Annotated in this window: 19 protein-coding genes; 12 read left to right on the top strand and 7 right to left on the bottom strand. The window is 68.0% G+C overall.

What is annotated here, in order from left to right:
* Window positions 1-28: 28 nt before the first annotated feature.
* Complete coding sequence (locus ACQPYM_RS06690; RefSeq protein WP_433016438.1) at window positions 29-1,351, bottom strand: aminopeptidase C; 1,323 nt, start codon at window positions 1,349-1,351, stop codon at window positions 29-31.
* Window positions 1,352-1,482: 131 nt separating this feature from the next.
* On the bottom strand, window positions 1,483-1,644 hold the full coding sequence (gene rpmF, locus ACQPYM_RS06685; RefSeq protein WP_433016435.1) for a 50S ribosomal protein L32: 162 nt from the start codon (window positions 1,642-1,644) through the stop codon (window positions 1,483-1,485).
* A 77-nt stretch (window positions 1,645-1,721) separates the two neighbouring features.
* On the opposite strand from rpmF, the gene rpsR reads away from it, so the two are divergent.
* Window positions 1,722-1,970: a 30S ribosomal protein S18 gene (rpsR, locus tag ACQPYM_RS06680; protein ID WP_433016432.1), complete on the top strand. Its 249-nt coding sequence runs from the start codon at window positions 1,722-1,724 to the stop codon at window positions 1,968-1,970.
* 7 nt (window positions 1,971-1,977) lie between these two features.
* On the opposite strand, the gene ACQPYM_RS06675 is transcribed toward rpsR, so the two are convergent.
* Both ACQPYM_RS06675 and ACQPYM_RS06670 read right to left on the bottom strand, forming a co-directional pair.
* The gene (locus tag ACQPYM_RS06675) at window positions 1,978-2,331 is read right to left on the bottom strand and encodes a hypothetical protein (protein WP_433016429.1); all 354 of its coding nucleotides are present in this window, start codon (window positions 2,329-2,331) and stop codon (window positions 1,978-1,980) included.
* A gap of 9 nt (window positions 2,332-2,340) precedes the next feature.
* Window positions 2,341-2,925, bottom strand: coding sequence for a TetR/AcrR family transcriptional regulator (locus ACQPYM_RS06670; RefSeq protein WP_433016427.1), 585 nt, complete (start codon window positions 2,923-2,925; stop codon window positions 2,341-2,343).
* A gap of 141 nt (window positions 2,926-3,066) precedes the next feature.
* Between ACQPYM_RS06670 and ACQPYM_RS06665 the strand changes: the two genes are divergently transcribed.
* Window positions 3,067-3,741, top strand: coding sequence for a hypothetical protein (locus ACQPYM_RS06665; protein WP_433016424.1), 675 nt, complete (start codon window positions 3,067-3,069; stop codon window positions 3,739-3,741).
* Here ACQPYM_RS06665 and ACQPYM_RS06660 read toward each other — a convergent pair.
* Complete coding sequence (locus ACQPYM_RS06660; RefSeq protein ID WP_433016421.1) at window positions 3,632-4,288, bottom strand: response regulator; 657 nt, start codon at window positions 4,286-4,288, stop codon at window positions 3,632-3,634. The genes ACQPYM_RS06665 and ACQPYM_RS06660 overlap by 110 nt on opposite strands.
* Window positions 4,285-5,751: an ATP-binding protein gene (locus ACQPYM_RS06655; RefSeq protein ID WP_433016418.1), complete on the bottom strand. Its 1,467-nt coding sequence runs from the start codon at window positions 5,749-5,751 to the stop codon at window positions 4,285-4,287. Before ACQPYM_RS06655 ends, ACQPYM_RS06660 begins: the two co-directional genes overlap by 4 nt.
* Window positions 5,752-5,945: 194 nt before the next feature.
* Between ACQPYM_RS06655 and ACQPYM_RS06650 the strand changes: the two genes are divergently transcribed.
* The 10 genes from ACQPYM_RS06650 to ACQPYM_RS06605 all read left to right on the top strand — a co-directional run bounded on the left by ACQPYM_RS06650 (window position 5,946) and on the right by ACQPYM_RS06605 (window position 16,399).
* Entirely contained in the window at window positions 5,946-7,238 is a 1,293-nt protein-coding gene (locus ACQPYM_RS06650) for a PspC domain-containing protein (protein ID WP_433016415.1), read from the top strand.
* Window positions 7,235-7,414, top strand: a complete 180-nt coding sequence (locus tag ACQPYM_RS06645) for a hypothetical protein (RefSeq protein ID WP_433016412.1) — start codon at window positions 7,235-7,237, stop codon at window positions 7,412-7,414. The genes ACQPYM_RS06650 and ACQPYM_RS06645 overlap by 4 nt, the downstream gene beginning before the upstream one ends.
* Before the next feature lie 137 nt (window positions 7,415-7,551).
* A complete protein-coding gene (locus tag ACQPYM_RS06640; protein WP_433016409.1) occupies window positions 7,552-8,727 on the top strand; it encodes a Cmx/CmrA family chloramphenicol efflux MFS transporter in 1,176 nt (391 codons plus the stop codon).
* 21 nt (window positions 8,728-8,748) lie between these two features.
* Window positions 8,749-8,949 carry a cold-shock protein gene (locus tag ACQPYM_RS06635; protein ID WP_433016406.1) on the top strand — a complete coding sequence of 67 codons (201 nt, stop codon included), beginning with the start codon at window positions 8,749-8,751 and terminating at the stop codon, window positions 8,947-8,949.
* 161 nt (window positions 8,950-9,110) lie between these two features.
* Entirely contained in the window at window positions 9,111-10,265 is a 1,155-nt protein-coding gene (locus ACQPYM_RS06630) for an L-histidine N(alpha)-methyltransferase (protein ID WP_433016403.1), read from the top strand.
* A complete protein-coding gene (locus tag ACQPYM_RS06625) occupies window positions 10,262-10,930 on the top strand; it encodes a hypothetical protein (protein ID WP_433016400.1) in 669 nt (222 codons plus the stop codon). Before ACQPYM_RS06630 ends, ACQPYM_RS06625 begins: the two co-directional genes overlap by 4 nt.
* A gap of 137 nt (window positions 10,931-11,067) precedes the next feature.
* Entirely contained in the window at window positions 11,068-13,146 is a 2,079-nt protein-coding gene (locus ACQPYM_RS06620) for a PQQ-binding-like beta-propeller repeat protein (protein ID WP_433016398.1), read from the top strand.
* Between the two features lie 90 nt (window positions 13,147-13,236).
* Complete coding sequence (locus ACQPYM_RS06615; protein WP_433016395.1) at window positions 13,237-14,499, top strand: ABC transporter substrate-binding protein; 1,263 nt, start codon at window positions 13,237-13,239, stop codon at window positions 14,497-14,499.
* 203 nt (window positions 14,500-14,702) lie between these two features.
* Complete coding sequence (locus ACQPYM_RS06610) at window positions 14,703-15,518, top strand: carbohydrate ABC transporter permease (RefSeq protein ID WP_433023199.1); 816 nt, start codon at window positions 14,703-14,705, stop codon at window positions 15,516-15,518.
* Between the two features lie 110 nt (window positions 15,519-15,628).
* A complete protein-coding gene (locus ACQPYM_RS06605; protein ID WP_433016392.1) occupies window positions 15,629-16,399 on the top strand; it encodes a carbohydrate ABC transporter permease in 771 nt (256 codons plus the stop codon).
* On the opposite strand, the gene ACQPYM_RS06600 is transcribed toward ACQPYM_RS06605, so the two are convergent.
* Entirely contained in the window at window positions 16,396-17,358 is a 963-nt protein-coding gene (locus tag ACQPYM_RS06600; protein WP_433016389.1) for an LLM class flavin-dependent oxidoreductase, read from the bottom strand. The genes ACQPYM_RS06605 and ACQPYM_RS06600 overlap by 4 nt on opposite strands.
* Window positions 17,359-17,435 lie beyond the last annotated feature (77 nt).

Genomic DNA, 17,435 nt, shown 5'->3' with positions numbered 1-17,435 from the left:
CGAGGGCCCGTTGCGGGCGTAGTACAGGTCAGTCGGCGAGGGCGCCCATCGGGTCCCAGGCGGGGAGGACGATCGGGTCCTCCCCGAGGCGGGCCTGCAGGTCGGCCGGGAGGGCGGACTTGCGGACGGCGATCTCGAAGACGTGCTCGCCGAACCACGAGTCGTTCATGGTCCAGAAGCCGTTGTCGGCCTTCTCGTCACCCCAGCTGTTCTCCACCCGCCAGCGGCGCGGCTTGCCGTCGACCAGGTCGACGCCGGTGAACAGCATCGCGTGCGTCATCAGCGTCTCGTGGTGCAGCAGCCGCTCGGCCTTGTCCAGGCTGAACTCGGTGTCGTAGACGGCGCCCAGGGCGTACAGGTTCGCGTCCCAGTAGCCGAGGTCGGCCGACATCTGCTTGCCGACGTCACAGCCAAACCAGACCGGCTCGCCACTGACGATGGCGTCCTGGGTGAGCTGCTTCATCAGGTCCATCTCGACGTTCAGGTAGACCACCGGCGGCGCGTCGATGACGTTGCCCAGGTAGTCGACGGTGAACGTCCGGCCGGTCGGGCTGGACTCGCGCGGGTCGTGCACGAGGCAGACGTACTCGTCCACCGGCAGCGTCACGTACGCCGCGGCGAACTCGGCCGGGGTGGTCCAGCCGTCGCGGTGGAACTCCTTCTCGCTGTCCTTCCACTGCCACAGGAACTTCTGCGGCGGCGTACCGAGGTGGATGCTCAGCACCCGGTGGATCGTGGTCAGCAGTTCGCGCTTGTGCGCCCGCTGCGCCTCGACGCCGGACAGCCCGCGCAGGTCGCGGGCGCCCTGACGGAGCAGCTTGCGCAAGGTGTCGTTCAGCTGCGCGGTCGCCGACGAGCTCTCGGTCTCCGGCATCGCGGACTTCGGCACCAGGCCGTGCTTGCGGACCAGCGCGACGAACATGTTCCACTGGCCGCCGTCACCGATCGGGTCGGACAGCAGGTGCGCGACGGTCCGGTCGTCGACGTCGCGGCCGGCGGTGTCGATCATCGCCTCGAGGAAGAAGTTCGCCCGCTCGAACTTGTCCCAGAACAGCAGGTAGTTCTGGGAGAACTCGAAGTCCTTGACGCCGAGCTTCGCGGCGGCACCGGGACGGAGCAGGTTCAGCCCGGCGAACAGCCAGCACCGGCCGCTCTTCTTCTGGTTCGTCACCTTCCAGTCGTCCAGCAGGTTCGACACGGAATGGTCGATCGAGGTGACGATCTGGCGATCCAGGGCGATCTTGGCGATCGGCGTCTCCGTGACGGCGTTCTGCATCACCCGGTACTGCGGGTTCGACGCGAACTCCTTCTCGAAGAGCGCGAGCTGTTCGGTGGTGAGATTCCGCTCCATGAGAGTCGACGGTATAACAGCGGCAAAGCCCCCTGCTGCTCTGCCGGGGTGGCGAATGTGTGCCCTGGCCGGAACCCGCCATCCGCCTCACCCGCGGCGTCACCCCGGCAACCCCGGGCGTCACTGTGGCGCTACTCGATCAGTCCCAGCTGGTAGGCCCGGACGAGCCGCCGCGGCACCCGCAACTGACGGCCGTTGACGGTGATCGGCACCAGGTCGGGCGGCGTGGCCTTCCACTGCGCCCGCCGGCTGCGGGTGTTCGACCTGGACATCTTGCGCTTCGGTACCGCCATGACCCATCTCCTCTGCTCGGCTGAACAGCGGCTATGCTAGTTGAAAATGATTATCAACAGCAAGAAAGGCTCTGACGATGGCACGACGTGACAAGGCGGCCGACGGACGCGGACGCAAGCCGAAGCAGAACCCGTTCAAGCGCGACGGCATCGAGGTCGTCGACTACAAGGACACCGCGCTGCTGCGGAAATTCATCTCCGACCGCGGCAAGATCCGCTCCCGCCGCGTCACCGGCCTGACCGTCCAGCAGCAGAAGCAGATCGCCCGAGCGATCAAGAACGCCCGCGAAATGGCCCTACTCCCCTACAGCTCAACCCCACGCTGACCCGCGATCAGTGCCAGAACACGGCAATGACCGCGTTCACCAAGGTCAGCCCACCGATCGAGAACAACACACCCCGACTGATAGACGGCCGCTTGCGGTGCACGAACAGCAACACCGTGATACCCAGCACGACAAGGAGCTTCACACCGACCTTGGTGTTATCGACAGTGAAGTCGTCATCCTTGACCCCAGACGCAATCCCAACCAGCAAAACACCCGTCACCAGTTGAGTCAGAGCCCCATGCAACATGGCGTTGTTCACCACCGGCTCCGCCGCCTTCAACTGAACGAAGAACCCCCCGAACAACGCGGCAAACCCGACGAAATGCAGCAAGGTGAGCACATCGCGCAAAAAATCCATGGCGCCACTCTAGGCAGTGGTGTGGAGGTCTGCCGGTAGGCCGCTGCGATACGTGAGCAGTCCTTCGACCCCGCGCAGGAACGTGTCACTGACGAGCCCCGGATCGGTCAGGCAGCCGGCGGCCATCGCGCCGTCCCGCAGCATGACGAAATGTCGCCCGGCGGGCTCCGGGTCGGGTTTCCCGGTCTCGGAGAAGAGCTCGGTGATCGTGGCCAGAAACCACTGCCGATGCCTGAGCACCGCCTGGTGCACCGGATGGGCCGGGTCGGGGTACTCGGCGGCGGCGTTGAGGAACGCACAGCCGCGGAAACCGGGGCGCTGAATGTCATCGGCGATGGATCGGCCGACAGTGCGGATGATGTCGTCGGCAGATGCGTCCTGAGTCCGCACGGCAGCCAGCCGAGCGCGCATCGCGTCGTCGGCTTGGGTCAGGTAGGCGACGACAAGATCGTCCTTGCTCGGGAAGTGCTTGTACAGGGTGGCGCGCGTCACCGGCGCGGCAGCGACGATGCGGTCGATACCGACGGCATGCAGGCCTTCGCCGTAGAAGAGTTCGCTGGCCGTTCTGAGCAACCGCGCCCGCGCCTCCGACATCCGCCTCATCCCTCTCTCGCGGTACTGAACCCGAGGCTAGCAGACAGAACGATCGGTCTTGACAGGGCGAAGGGGCTCGGCGCAAGATCAGGTGTACCGATCGTTCTGTCTACCTGATCGGACCCACCGAGAGAGGGACTCATGTCCAGTTCAATCGATGCCGGCGACACCGGCACTGTGGCCGCAGCCACTCCGACGACCGAAGCGCTGCGGAACCTGTACTACGCCCGCTTCGGATTCGCCGTCCTGTGGGCGGGACTGCTTGCCCTGACCGCTTCCACGCTCAATCCCGCGAGCATCGCCTTGCTGGTGATTTATCCGCTGTTCGACGTCACCGCGGCCTTCATCGACATCCGCTCCTCGGGTACCGCACGCCCGAAGAAGCCGCTGTACATCACCATGGCGTTGAGTCTGCTCGCTGCCATCGGATTGGCCGCCGCGGCGACCTCCGGTATTCCCGATGTCCTGAGGGTGTGGGGCGTCTGGGCGATCGCGGCGGGAATCGTCCAATTGACCGTTGCGATCTTGCGCTACCGGCTCGGCGGCCAGTGGGCGATGATCCTCAGCGGCGGAATCTCCGCGCTCGCCGGCACCAGCTTCATCCTGCAGGCCGGCGACGCGAACGCGCCGCTCACCCCTCTTGCCGGGTACGCGGCGCTGGGCGGCGTCTTCTTCCTGATCTCAGCGATCCGCCTGCAAACGGCGATCAGACCAGACGGCGGTCGGTGGCCCAGCGGGTTAGTTCGTGGCGGTTGGAGAGTTGGAGTTTGCGGAGGACCGAGGAGACGTGGGTTTCGACGGTTTTTACCGAGATGAACAGTTCGCGGGCTACTTCCTTGTACGCGTAGCCGCGGGCGATCAGGCGGAGGACCTCGCGTTCGCGCTGGGACAGGCGGTCCAGGTCCTCGTCGACCGAGGCGATGTCGATCGCGCCGGAGAAGGCGTCCAGGACGAAACCGGCCAGCCGGGGTGAGAAGACCGCGTCGCCGTCGGCGACCCGGCCGATCGCGTCGACCAGTTCGGTACCGCTGATGTTCTTGGTGACGTAGCCGCGGGCGCCGGCCCGGATCACGCCGATCACGTCCTCGGCCGCGTCGGACACCGACAGCGCCAGGAACTTGATGTCCGGGTGCCGCTGGTGCACCTGCTTCATCACCTCGATGCCACCGCCACCGGGCAGGTGCACGTCGAGCAGCACCACGTCCGGTTCGGTCCCGGCGATCGCCTTCACCGCGGACTCCACGTCGGCGCCCTCGCCGACGATCTCGACCGCGGCGCCGATCTCGCTGCGCACGCCCGCCCGGAACATGTCGTGGTCGTCGACGACAACCACTCGCCGCCGGCCGCTTTCAGTCAGGCTCATCTGTCCATCTCCAGTCGCACTTCGGTGCCTGTCTCCGGGCTCGACCGCACTGTCGCGCGGCCGCCGTGCCGTTCCATCCTGCCCATCACGCTGTGCCGCAGCCCCAACCGGTCCTCCGGCACCCCGTCGGTGTCGAAGCCCTTGCCGCGGTCCCGGACGAACATCTCGGCCCGGTCCCCGTCCACCTCGACGAACACGTCGATCTTGTCAGCTCCGGAGTGCTTCGCGGCGTTCACCATCGATTCGCGCGCCGCCCGGACCATCGCCGACAGTCCCTCGGTCAGATCGCAGTCGCCAACGGTCACCACCTCGACCGGTACGCCGTGCGAGTCCTCCACCTCGGCAGCGGCCCGCTTGGCCGCCCCGGACAGCGTCTGGTCGGTCTGGTCGTCCTCGTCGTACAACCAGGACCGCAGGTCGCGCTCCTGCGCCCGGGCCAGCCGTACTACGGCCCGCGGGTCGTTCGCCTGCTTCTGAATCAGGGCCAGCGTCTGCAGCACCGAGTCGTGCAGGTGTGCGGCCATGTCCGCGCGCTCCTGCGACCGGATGCGCTCCCCGCGCTCGACGTTGAGATCGCGGGTCAGCCGGTGCACCCACGGCCCGGCGATGACGCCGATACCGACCACGGCGAGCAGGAGAGCGACCAGTACCTCGCCGACCTGCGACAGCCGGCCGTTCTGCACCAGGAAGACGGTGATGGCCGTACCGATCAGGATCAGCCCGACAGCCACCCGGATGACCGACTTCAAGCCGCCCTTGCCGAAGAGTGCGCCCAGCGTCGGCGCCTTGTTGGTCCAGGCGGTCTTCTGGCCCTCGTCGGCCTGCCGCCAGATCAGCGCCAGACCGGTGCCCGCGAAGACGAGCGGCCAGAACATCTTGCCGGCGATACCGATCCCGGCGACGTTGAGCAGCAGCAGGACACCGACGGCCACGACGGCGAGCGCGGTCAGCTGGCCGCGGTTCTTCTCCCTGCGGCGCTCCTTGGAGGCCGAGGTGATCGGTGGCACCGGAGTCTCGGGCCGCATGCCCTTCCGGGTCGCCGCGGCCAGGCCGGGCGCGTTCGGACCGGTCGGAACCTCCAGCGGCATCAGGAACCACAGCGCCGCATAGATCAGTACGCCGAACCCGCCGAACACCGTCGCGGCGATGAAGACCAGCCGGACGACGGTGTCGGACACGTTCAGGTGGTCCGCGATGCCCCCGGCCACACCACTCAGTACGCGGCCGTCCGCGCGCCGGTAGGCGCGGCGTACCGGCGGGCGCTCGTCGCCAGGCTGCTGACCCGGAGGCCCGTACTGCGGACCGGGGGCGCCGTACTGCGGGCCGGGCGGGCCGTACTGCGGGCCAGGAGGGCCGTACTGCGGACCGGTGCCGTACTGCGGTCCCTGGGCATACGAACTACCGACCGGGGCCCCAGGAGTCGAGGGCCCGCCCGTGGGCGCGGCAGCAGCTGGCTGTGTCATCCCCACGATCGTCACATGCCGGCAGCCCGCAGACCAGCAGGCTTCTCCCCGGCTGACTCCTCAACAGCCGCCCCCCGCGCTCAGGGTCGGGCCGGGGACAACCCCTAGCCGAGCGGGGCCCGGACGGTGAGCCGGGGTCCACAGAGGGGTATCCCCGATGTTGTCCGCGCCTGGAAGGGGACAGTATCGATGGCATGGAGCAGAACTCGAGCGGGGGATTCGACCGCGAGCAGCTGAGGGACGTGCAGAATTGGCGTCGCAGCCGGTCCGACCGGATGCTCGCCGGTGTCTGCGGCGGCATGGGCCGGGCGCTGAACATCGACCCCGTGCTGATCCGGGTCGTGATGGCGGTGCTGATCCTCACCGGCCCGGGCATCATCTTCTACGTCGCCGCCTGGGTGATGATGCCGGGTGAGGGCAGCGACCGCTCCGCCGCACAGGGCCTGCTCGGTGACCGGGTCCGGGCCGACCACCCGTGGCTGTGGCCGGTGGTGATCGGTGCCTGTGTGTTCTTCGCCATCGCGATGATGTCGTCGTTCAACTTCGGCAAGATGGTTCCTGGCCCGCTGGTGGTGCTTGCCCTGATCTGGCTGTTCGTCTTCCGCGGCAAGGGTCACAAGTGGAGCCACTGGGGTCACCGCACTCCCGGCTCGAACGGCTACACCGGTCCTGCTCAGACTCCCCCGCCCAGCGGACCGCAGTACGGCGTGCCCGCACAGACCGGCCCGCCTCCTCCCTCGGCGGGCCAGGCGTCCCCGGCCACACAGCGCCCCCAGGACCGGGTGACCGAGCCGGTCCAGCCTGTGTGGACCGAGGACGACCCCCTGGGCCTGTACGTCGATGAGCCGCCGGCCGCAACGGCTCCGGCGACTCGTATGGCCGCGGCGCCGGTGAAGGGCGTCAAGGGTCTGAAGCCCGCCATCGTGCTGGCAACGGGTATGGCGCTGTTAGTCGCCTATCTGGCGGAAGCGTCGACCACTACGACGCTGACGATCGGGCTGGTCACACTCGGCCTGGGCATGCTCCTCGGCGGGTTCGTGGGCAAGACCCTCGGCCTGCTGCCGCTGGGCATCCTGCTGGCGGCCTGCATCGCGGCGAGCACCGTCTTCCCGTCCGTACCGCGCAAGTTCGCCGACACGAACTTCGTCGCCACTGCCCAGAGCACCGTCGGCCCCACGAACATGACGCACCAGTTCGACGCCGGGTCGGTGCACCTGGACCTGACCAAGGCGACCTTCGAGGACGGCGCGAAGGTGGTCGTCGACGGCGGCGTCGGTGACGTCGTCCTGAAGCTGCCCCCGAACGTCGACGCGACCGGCACGGTGCTGACCGACACCGGAGAGGTGGACGCCTTCAGTGTGAAGAAGAGCGGCCACGATGCGAAGATGACGCTGAACGACCTGGGCGCCGACGGCAAGGTGGGACCGAAGGCCGTCGTCCTGGACCTGCACCTCAAGCTCGGCAGCATCAGGGTGGTCCGCGGATGAGGAAGACGAAACCGGACGTTCCCGGCATCATCGCCGGCACCGTCCTGTCCGGCGGCGCCACGATCTTCATCCTCAACGACAACGGCGTGGTCCAGACCGACGACCTGGGTTTGACCGCCGCCCTGCTCCTGGTTGCCGCCGGCATCATCGGCCTGGCCGCCTCCCAGCGAGGCTAATTCGGTGGCCTCGCCAGATTCGCTCTCCTAGAGTGCGGGCCATGGCGAGTCCCGAGGCAGACAGAAGCAACCACCGCTGATCCGGCGGGCGCGGACCGCCCCGTCGGCTTCTTCGATGGTTGCGGAGTCTTCTCGCGATGCCTTTTCTGCTCTACCTGCTCGGCCTGGCCGTTTTCGCCCAGGCGACCTCCGAATTCATGCTCTCGGGGCTCGGCCCCGACATCTCCCACGACCTCGGCGTCCCGCTGCCGGCGACCGGCTGGCTGACGTCCGCCTTCGCGATCGGCATGGTGGTCGGCGCGCCGGCGATCGCCGTCCTCGGCAGCCGCTGGCCCCGCCGTCCCGCGCTGCTGATCACCTTGAGCGTCTTCCTGGTGGTGCACGTGCTCGGCGCCCTCACCACCAGTTTCACGATCCTGCTGCTCACCCGGATCGTGGCCGCCGTGGCCAACGCCGCCTTCCTGGCCTTGGCACTGACGACTGCCACCACCCTCGTCCGGCCGGACGCCAAAGGGCGAGCAACGGCCATCCTCCTGAGCGGCACCACACTCGCCTGCATCGCTGGCGTCCCCGGCGGCGCCCTACTAGGCCAGTACTACGGCTGGCGCAGCGCCTTCTGGGCAGTAGCCGCCATCTGCCTGCCCACCCTCATCGCCGCGGCCTACCAACTCCCCAGCACTCCCCCGACGCCCTCACCACCTCGTCGCAGGGGGCTGATCGGCAAGGGCCTGGTCCTGCGGTTGTCATTAGGGGCCCTAGTCAACGGCGCGACCTTCTGCAGCTTCGTCTACCTCGCCCCCGTCATCACCGAGACAGCGAACTTCGGCGCCGACTGGGTACCGGTGATGCTTGCCCTGTTCGGGATCGGATCCTTCGCCGGAGTCACCGTCGCCGGGCGACTGGCCGACAGGAGTCCCCTCCGGGTGCTCGCGGTCGGCGGCACCACCTTGCTGGTCGGGTGGTGCGCCTTCGGGTTGCTGGCCGCAGTACCGGCTGCTGTGGTGGTGCTGGTCCTGGTGCAAGGCGCTCTGTCGTTCGCTGTCGGGTCGACGCTCATAGCGCTGGCGCTCTACGCGGCCGCCGATCTCGGAGTACTGGGAGCGGGTCTTGCCACTGCCGCGCTGAACGTCGGTGCGGCCATCGGGCCGGTGCTAGGCGGGCTCGCGATCGCCGGTTTCGGCTTTCGGGCGCCACTCTGGGTCAGCGCCGCGCTCGTGGCCGCGGCTGCTGGGCTAGTCTTGTTGACCGCTCGATCAACCGGTTTCGCGGCCGGCGACGGGCACCCGAGGGATCCGGTGAGCGGGTCCCGTTGAAGGTCTACGGGAGTTGAAGAGATGGTGCGCGGCACCGTGAAGTGGTTCAACGCCGACAAGGGCTACGGCTTTCTGGCCGTCGACGGCCAGGACGACGTGTTCGTCCACTGGAGCAAGATCGTCTCCGACGGCTACAAGACGCTCGAGGACGGCCAGCAGGTCGAGTTCGAGGTGGTGGACGGACCCAAGGGCCGCGAGGCCGACGCGGTACAGACCCTCTGACCCGGCCCTCTGACCCAGCCCCCTGACCCAGCGCGGCGAGACCCAGCGCGGCGAGCCCTGCCCCGGCCGGACCGGAGTACCGGACGGGCAGGGCTTTTCCACACCTGCGCGGAGCGTGGCCAACCGGTAACCTGACCTCTCACCGTGGGAGGGGTAGCAACGTGACGGATGAGCCGGTGCAGGTGATCCGCAAGCTCGAGCAGGCGCTGGCCGACGACGACTTCGCCTGGACGATGGTGCTGGTCGGCGAGGACCAGACGGACAAGCTGGCCACACTGACCGGCGACCTGCGCGGCCCGTACTCGCGGACCGGCGACGGCAAGCAGATCACCTCCGGCTTCTCCTACTGGGGGATCGGCCCGACGATCGCCTGGGCGAACGCGACCAACGACCCGTTCTACCTGGTGATGAAGGCAGGCGCGGAGTCGTTCCTGCGGCACTGGCGCCGGATCCGCCCGCACGTCGACCAGGGCGGCTTCCACTTCGTCAGCCTCGGCGTCGGCACCGGTGTGAAGGACCGCACGATCCTGGCCGACCTGTACCAGCAGAACCCGGACATGTTCTACATCCCGATCGACATGAGCTCGGAGATGCTCCGGATGGGCAGCCAGGAGCCGGTCCGCGGCGTCGGCTTCCCGATGGCCCAGGTGCTGCCGCTGCAGATCGACTTCTCCATCGACCACAACGTGAAAGAGGTCGGCCAGCTGCTGTCCCGACTGGTCGGCGACGAGCCGATCCTCTACACGCTGACCGGCAACACGCTGGCCAACTTCGAGAGCGACCTGGACCTGCTCGCCACCATCACTCGCGTACTGCGGCCGCAGGACCGGCTGCTGCTCGAGGTGGCCAGCACCAGCAGCCTCGACCAGGAGGCGGCGAAGGCGGCCGCCGACGAGTACCACCAGACCCGTGCGTTCGCCGAGTTCGTCACCAGCGCGCTGCGGTACAACACGGATCTGCGGATCGACAGCGAGCTGATCGACTTCCGCGGCGAGGTCGAGGACGACGACGCGTTGCTGGTCAAGATCGTCTGGCAGAACACCACCGATGCGCCGATCACGATGGGCCTGCCCGACCACACCCAGGTGATGCTGGAGCCCGACGACACGATCCTGCTCTACACGACCCGCAAGTTCTCCACCGAGCGGCTGAAGAAGCTGACCGCCGCCTGCGGCCTGGTCGGGATCGAGCACGCCCATTCCGGCTTCCGCTACGCGCGCCGGCCCAGCCCGTTCGGCCTGGACCTGCTGCTGCTGGCCAAGGGCACCGCCGGCGAAACGGTCAACACCCTCGCCGACGACATCTGGGCCCGATGACCGGTCCACCTGCTGTCCGGCGCGACCGGTGGCGGGTGCTCGCGCGGTTGCGGGTCCTGACCGGCGTACTGCGAGCCACGCGGGGTGATGCCCGCTGGGCGGCGTACCGGCGGACGGTGGTGACGGCCGTCAGCTACGGGTTGCTGGCGGTCGCGTTCGTGCTCGGTGTGGTGTGGTTCTTCTGGCCGGACAACAGCCGCTGGGAGCCGGCGGTCAACTCGCTGACCCTGGTGGCCGGGTTGACCGGCATCTTCGTCGAGCGGCTCAGCGCGGAGGCGGAGCGGCGTACCGGCGTCCTGCGGGCGGTTGCGGACGAGTTGCAGGAGAACACCCGGTTGCTGGCCGACGAGCGGTTCTCGCCGCGGACTCCGACGCAACGGCAGGTCTATCCCCGGCTGGTGGTCTCGGCGGTCGATCTCGCGCTCGTGTCGGGCGCACTCGTTCGGCACCGCGACGCCGAGCTGGTCACCTTGCTGCACCGCTGGCGGGACACCGTGCACCTGTTCAACCGGCGCCTCGACCTGACCGAGATCAGCACCTTCTCCAGCACGATCTCGGCCGACGAGCTGGCCGCGTTCCATCGCGCGCTGACCCGGGAGAACAGCTACTTCGCCGCCACCCGCGAGATGCTCGAAACGCTGCTCAAGCGCCTGCCGAATCCCTGAGTTCGTTTATCGGGCGAGACCGATAACACCGTCCAGCTTCTGCAGCAAGCGGCAGCAGTCGAGATCTTGACGCGACAACAACCGACGGCTCTACTTTCGGACAAGGCCGTTATTCGCTCCATTTGGAGGCGTCGCCCATGCGACCACCGCGTGCGCTCCTGACCACTGCCCTTGCCGCCCTGCTGATGATTCCCCTGGCAGCGGCCCAGGCCGGTCCCAGCGAGCCGGCCCCGCCGACCGTCGTACCGCTCGAGTCGAGCCCGCGAAGCGGCGTACTGCTCGAGTCGGGGCCGCCAACCGTCGTACCGCTGGGGATTCCGCTGTCTGACCTGCTGCTGATCGGCGGCACGGTCGCGCCCGGGCCCGATGCCGGGAAGGCAGCCATCTGGAACGTCTCCACCGGCAAGCCGGGCTACCTGAACGCCATCGATCCGGCCACCGGAGCCACCCTGATCTCGGCTCCGCTGCCGGGCGCCGACTCGGGGTACGCCGTCACCGCGACACCGGACGGCAGCATCTACGCCGGCACCTACATCAACGGGCACCTCTACCGCTGGCGTCCCGGCAGCGGCAACACCGTCGAGGATCTCGGCCAAGCGATCCCCGGCGAGAGCTACATCTGGCGGACAGCCTCCGACGAGCTGGGCAACGTCTACGGCGGCACGTACCCGAACGGCAAGGTCTTCCGGTACGAGGCCGCCACCGGCACTGTCCGCGACTACGGCCAGGTCGTTCCGGGCCAGCCCTACGTCCGGAGCATCGAGTACGCGAACGGCAAGGTGTACGCCGGAACGCATCCCGACGCGCACCTCGCCGAGCTGGATCCGGTCAGCGGCGCGGTGACCGAGATCCCTACCCCACCAGGCGTTGCGGACATCAAGAACCTCACCGTCCACGACCTCAACGCCCGGGACGGCCGGCTCTACGCGCGCTACGGTTCGGCGTACCCGGGCCGCCTCTTCGTCTTCGACCTCACCACCCGCACCTGGGTCGACGAGATCCCCGCGGCCCACGGCCTGGACGTCTCGCCGGCCGGCGACCAGGGCGAGATCTACCTGATCCAGCAGAGCGAGCTCAAGCGCTACGACCCGGCCACCAAGACCCTGACCGGCACCGGGCTGACCTTCACCGGCCGGATCCAGAACACCCGGTCGTTCGGCTGGGCCGAGCTCGGCCTGCCCGACTACCCGGGCAAGAGCGTCGTCGGGACGCTGTGGCGCGGTGAGCTGTTCCGCTACAACCCGCAGACCGGCAAGTCCAGCATCATCCAGGCGCAGGTCCGGCGCGAACCGATCGACATCGTTTCGGTTGCCGGCGGCAAGCAATCGGCCTACGTGGGTGGGTATCTCAACGGCGGCGTCTCGGTGGTGGATCCGGTGACCGGCGCGACGATCTTCAACCGGTTCTCCCAGACCGAGGCGATCCTGGAGGCGTCCGACGGCCGGGTCTGGCTCGGCACGTACCCCGAGGCACGGTTGTACTCCTGGGACCCGAGCCAGCCGTGGAGCAGCCCGGAGTACTCGCCCGGACCACCCGGTACGCCGGACAACCCCAAGCTCCACGCCAACCTCAAGACGGAGCTGCAGATGCGCGCCCGGGCCCTGGTGGAGGTCGACGGCAAGATCGCCGTCGGCACAGTGCCCGAAGGCGACCGGCTCGGTGGCGCCCTGGTGATCCACGACCCCACGACAGGTACGACGCAGACCTTCCGCAACGTCGTCCAGGACCAAAGCGTCTTCGGCCTCGCCGCCGACCGCAACATCGTGTACGGCGGCACGTCGATCACCGGCGGTCTGGCCACGACTCCGCCGACCCGCACCGAGGGCACCGTCTTCGCCTGGGACGTGCGGCACTCCCGCAAGCTGTGGGAGACGCCCATCGCGGGCGCCGGGACGGTCCGCTCGGTTGCTCTCGGTCCCGACGGACTGCTGTGGGGTGTGGCCGGCAAGACCATCTTCGCGGTCGACACCCTGCGCGGCCGGCTCAAACGACGATTCGATGTGGGCACCACCAACACCGGCGGCGACATCGTCGCCACCCGCGACGCTCTGTACGCCGGGATCGACGGCAACCGGATCTACAAGCTGGCCCCCTGGCAGCGCACCACCCCGCCCGTCTTCGTCACCCACCCGAACAACCGATTGGCGGTCCGGGGCAACAGTCAACTGCTGATCACAACCGGGCCACATCTGTTCACGGTCCGTCTAAATCGTTGACAGGCCGAAAGCCGTCCCAGTACTTTCGGCCTGGGCCGTTATTACTCGGGCAGTCCATCCGCCGGTTCATCTCTGGACAAGAGGGGTCCGATGAAAACCAGTCTCAGCCGCTTCCTGGCGCCGCTCGCCGCGTTCGCGGTGGCCGCCTCGCTCACGGCGTGCGGTGGCTCCGACGAGCCGTCGTCATCGTCCGACCCGATCACCGTCTGGATGCACCCGGTGATCGCCGACCAGCCGGCCAGTACGGCGTACTGGGCGCAGATCGAGAAGGACTTCGAGGCGGCCAACGCCGGCACCGACGTGAAGATCGAGCTGGTGCCGTGGGAGAACCGGGACCAGAAGCTCGCCACCGCGTTCTCCGGCGGCAAGGGTCCGGACATCGTCCTGCTGAACCCCGACCAGGTCCCGCAGTACGTGAAGAACGGATCGCTGGCGCCGGTCGACAAGGTGCTCGAGCCGGCCAAGAGCAGCTTCCTGTCCCCGGCCGTCGACGCGCTGACCGTCGACGGCAAGGTCTACGCCGCGCCGATCTACCACACGGTGACGACGACGATGTACAACAAGAAGCTGCTCGACAAGGCCGGGATCACCACGCCGCCGCAGACCTGGGACGAGATCAAGGCGGCCGCGCCGAAGCTCAAGGCCGCCGGGGTCGCGACGCTCGACTACTCGGCCTTGCCCGCCGCGACGCTGAACCTCAACTTCTACCCGCTGCTGTGGCAGGCCGGCGGCTCGGTCTTCTCCGAGGACGGCAAGAAGGCCGCCTTCAACCAGGCTCCCGGTGTCGAGGCGCTCACCTTCCTGACCACGCTGTTCAACCAGGGCGCGATCCCCAAGAGCGCGCTGTCCAAGGGCAACGTGGTCGCCGACGCGGCGCTGGGCAAGCAGGAGGTGGCGATGGGATTCAACAACTCGCCTGCCGACGCCGCGGTGGCAGCGACCGCCTGGGGCGCCGACAACGTCGTCATCGGGCTGCCGCTGAAGAACAAGAAGCAGGTCGGTTTCGGTACGCCGGGCGGGCTGGCCATCAACGCGGCCTCGAAGAACATCGCCGGCGCGGAGAAGTTCATCTCCTTCATGACGGATCCGAAGCAGCTGATCAGCATCGGCACCGCGTCCGGCTTCCTGTCGCCGCGAACCGACGCGAAGATCCCCGCCAAGGACGCGCAGGCGGAGAAGTTCGCCGCCGCCCTCGAGTACGCGTATCCGGGCGAGCCGAACCCGGCCGCCCGTCAGGTGATGTCGCTGCTCGCCGTGGAACTGCAGGCCGCGCTGAGCGGCAAGAAGACGCCTCAACAGGCCCTGGACGACGCTGCCAAGCAGGCTGACGACCTGCTGTCGAGACAGCGTTGAGCTCACGGGGAGGTCGCGCGGCAATGACGGAGGGAGGCCGCGCGGCACCCCCGGGGGATGAGAACCAGGCGACAGACTCGGCCGCGCGGGCGGCGCGTCCGGGTCTGTCGCCGCGGTTCCCTCGTCGGCGCGGGCCTCGCCTGTACCCGCCTCGTCGGCGGCTGTCCCGCCGGTCGCTTGCGGGGCTGTTGTTCGTGGCGCCGATGCTGGTGCTGTTCGTGGTCTTCCGGTTCGTCCCGGTGGTGGGCGCGTTCCTGCTCTCGCTGACCGACTACCGGCTCAGCGGCCAGTGGTCGTTCATTGCCCTGGACAACTATTCGCGGCTGCTCGGCGACAAGCTCTTCCACGAGAGCCTGCTGGTCACCCTCACCTACACGGTGATCTTCGTACCGCTCACCGTCCTGCTGTCCCTCGGTACGGCGCTGCTGCTGCACCAGGTGGTTTGGAGCCGCGGCTTCTTCCGCGGCGTGTTCTTCCTGCCCTACGTCACCAGCATCGTGCTCGCGGCGGTGGTCTGGAAGTGGATCTACGACGCCGAGGACGGACTGCTCAACGGCGTCCTCGGGCTGCTCTCCCTCGGCCCGTTCGACTTCCTCGGCGAGGCCGGGTCCGTCCTGCCGTCGATCGCCCTGATGTCGGCGTGGAGGGGGTTCGGCTATTCGATGCTGATCCTGCTGGCGGGTCTGCAGGCCGTCCCGCAGTCCTACCTGGAGGCCGCGATGATCGACGGCGCGGGCCGGTGGCAACGGTTCTGGTACGTCACGCTTCCGCAGATGCGGCCGGTGCTGTTCTTCGTGCTGGTGATCGAGACGATCGGCGCGTTCCAGGTCTTCGACGCGATGTACGTGATGACCGCCGGCGGCCCGCTCCGGGCCAGCTACTCACTGGTCTACATGCTCTACGACTCCGGCTTCAGGTTCTTCGACTTCGGCTACGCGAGCGCGATCGGGCTGATGCTGTTCCTGATCGTGCTGGTCGTCTCGCTGGTCCAGCGCCGCCTGGTCGGGAGGGACGACTGATGCCCACTGCCGGCTCTGATTCCGTTCGGCGATCACTCGGTCGAGGTGGCCGCTCTGGCGCCTCAGGTGCCGTCTCGCCGGCTCGGCTGACGCTGCCGACTCTGCTCACGTTGACCGCGATCGTGACGATCGTCCCGTTCGTGGCGATGGTGCTGGTCGCCTTCGCCCCGCCGAGTGGCGAGACCTTCCCGGCCGCGCTCGACCCGACCCGATGGACCTGGCAGAACTTCTCCACCGTGCTCTCCAGCTCGAACATCCCGCGCTGGACGCTGAACTCGCTGATCTACTCGGTCGGCTCGGTGATCTTCGTCCTGCTGTTCGCCGCGATGGCCGGCTACGCCTTCGCGAAGAAGCGTTTCCCCGGCCGCGAGGTGATCTTCTGGGCGTTCCTGGCGACGCTGATGGTGCCGTTCCAGGCGACCCTGATCCCGTCGTACATCCTGGTCTCGAAGCTCGGCTGGGTGGACGGCTACTGGGGGCTGGTGGTGCCGACGCTGGCGAACTCGCAGGCGGTCTTCCTGATGCGGCAGTTCATCAGCCAGTTGCCGGACGAGCTGTTCGAGGCCGCCGAGATCGACGGCGCTTCGGAATGGCGCACCTTCACCACGATCGTGCTGCCGCTGGTCCGGCCGGCTCTCGCGACGCTCGGCATCTTCGTCTTCCTGTGGCATTGGAACGACTTCCTCTGGCCACTGGTGATCGGCCAGTCGGCGCAGATGCAGACACTGACCGTCGGCCTGGCCAGCATGCAGAGCGAGGTCGTTCCGATCAACCAGATCATGGCCGGGGCGACCATCACCGTGCTCCCCAGCCTGCTCGTGTTCGGCTTGCTGCAGCGCTATCTGACCGACAGCATCGCGATGACAGGACTGAAGGCCTAAAGGTTGCCGAAGGCTTCGATCGCGCGGAGGGCGTCGGCTTGGGGCATGCCGGGGGGCTGGATGCGCAGGATGAGGCCGTCGGCGCCGAGCTCCTCGTAGTACTGGATCCGCTCGGCGCACTCGGCCGGTGAGCCGATGATGCTGCGGGCAACGATGTCGTCCCAGCCCTGGGTGTAGCGCGACGCATCGGCGGAAGTGCGTTTCCATCCTGTGTAGGCGTCGTAGAGGTCGCGCAGTGGTTCCTCCAGCTTGTGTCTTGCCTCCTGCGAGTTCGAGGCGCAGTAGGCCTCCCGGCAGACGATGACCTCGGCACCCAACGTCTGCTCGCCGCGCTCGTACGACCGGTACTCCGCGATCTTCGCCGGCAGGTCGGCGTCCAGTTCGTTGAACGAGGTGGTCCAGCCGTCGCACATCCGGGCGGTGCGTTCGAGCATCGCGGAGACGCGGCCTCCGTTCCAGATCCGCGGTCTCGGCCGCTGGACCGGCTTCGGCGACAGGAACGCCTCGTCGAGCTTCGTGAACCGGCCGTCGTGGCTGACCTTGTCCTCGGTCCACAGCCTGGTCAGGATGGTGAGGCACTCCTCGAACCGTGCGACCCGCTCGGCCTGCGTGACGCCGTACAGGGCGAACTCCTCGGGCCGGTAGCCGAGCACGAAGCCGGCGGTCAGCCGGCCGCCGGACAGTACGTCGAGGTGCGCGAGCGTCTCGGCCAGCACGACCGGCTGGTAGAGCGGCGCCACGATGCCGGCGGTGGCGATGCCGATCCGCTCGGTCTTGGCAGCCAGCCAGGTCAGCGAGGTGAGGATCTCGTGGTAGCCGGGGCGGTGCAGATGCCGCTCGCCGAGCACGACCCAGTCGAAACCGGCCTGCTCGGCCAGCCGGGCCTGCTCGACTCCGTCCTCGAGCGACGGCCGGTCCGCCGGGTCGCCGTACAGGTTCAGATAGAGCCCCAGCCGCATGGGTGCCGCCTTCCGTCCATTGACATCGACCGACCTCGCTACTTACGGTCTTGACCGTAAATGCTTTCCTCGTGTGG

Origin of the sequence: Kribbella sp. CA-294648 (assembly GCF_050943845.1) — a bacterium.
In the GTDB taxonomy this organism is placed as follows: domain Bacteria; phylum Actinomycetota; class Actinomycetes; order Propionibacteriales; family Kribbellaceae; genus Kribbella.
The sequence above is the reverse complement of the archived record's forward strand: the minus strand, read 5'-3'. Positions and strand labels throughout refer to the sequence as shown.

Bases quoted from the DNA above. Each gene is read 5' to 3' on its own strand.
- ACQPYM_RS06690 (WP_433016438.1), bottom strand. From the start codon at position 1,351: ATGGAGCGGAATCTCACCACCGAACAGCTCGCGCTCTTCGAGAAGGAG.
- rpmF (WP_433016435.1), bottom strand. From the start codon at position 1,644: ATGGCGGTACCGAAGCGCAAGATGTCCAGGTCGAACACCCGCAGCCGG.
- rpsR (WP_433016432.1), top strand. From the start codon at position 1,722: ATGGCACGACGTGACAAGGCGGCCGACGGACGCGGACGCAAGCCGAAG.
- ACQPYM_RS06675 (WP_433016429.1), bottom strand. From the start codon at position 2,331: ATGGATTTTTTGCGCGATGTGCTCACCTTGCTGCATTTCGTCGGGTTT.
- ACQPYM_RS06670 (WP_433016427.1), bottom strand. From the start codon at position 2,925: ATGTCGGAGGCGCGGGCGCGGTTGCTCAGAACGGCCAGCGAACTCTTC.
- ACQPYM_RS06665 (WP_433016424.1), top strand. From the start codon at position 3,067: ATGTCCAGTTCAATCGATGCCGGCGACACCGGCACTGTGGCCGCAGCC.
- ACQPYM_RS06660 (WP_433016421.1), bottom strand. From the start codon at position 4,288: ATGAGCCTGACTGAAAGCGGCCGGCGGCGAGTGGTTGTCGTCGACGAC.
- ACQPYM_RS06655 (WP_433016418.1), bottom strand. From the start codon at position 5,751: ATGACACAGCCAGCTGCTGCCGCGCCCACGGGCGGGCCCTCGACTCCT.
- ACQPYM_RS06650 (WP_433016415.1), top strand. From the start codon at position 5,946: ATGGAGCAGAACTCGAGCGGGGGATTCGACCGCGAGCAGCTGAGGGAC.
- ACQPYM_RS06645 (WP_433016412.1), top strand. From the start codon at position 7,235: ATGAGGAAGACGAAACCGGACGTTCCCGGCATCATCGCCGGCACCGTC.
- ACQPYM_RS06640 (WP_433016409.1), top strand. From the start codon at position 7,552: ATGCCTTTTCTGCTCTACCTGCTCGGCCTGGCCGTTTTCGCCCAGGCG.
- ACQPYM_RS06635 (WP_433016406.1), top strand. From the start codon at position 8,749: ATGGTGCGCGGCACCGTGAAGTGGTTCAACGCCGACAAGGGCTACGGC.
- ACQPYM_RS06625 (WP_433016400.1), top strand. From the start codon at position 10,262: ATGACCGGTCCACCTGCTGTCCGGCGCGACCGGTGGCGGGTGCTCGCG.
- ACQPYM_RS06620 (WP_433016398.1), top strand. From the start codon at position 11,068: ATGCGACCACCGCGTGCGCTCCTGACCACTGCCCTTGCCGCCCTGCTG.
- ACQPYM_RS06615 (WP_433016395.1), top strand. From the start codon at position 13,237: ATGAAAACCAGTCTCAGCCGCTTCCTGGCGCCGCTCGCCGCGTTCGCG.
- ACQPYM_RS06610 (WP_433023199.1), top strand. From the start codon at position 14,703: ATGCTGGTGCTGTTCGTGGTCTTCCGGTTCGTCCCGGTGGTGGGCGCG.
- ACQPYM_RS06600 (WP_433016389.1), bottom strand. From the start codon at position 17,358: ATGCGGCTGGGGCTCTATCTGAACCTGTACGGCGACCCGGCGGACCGG.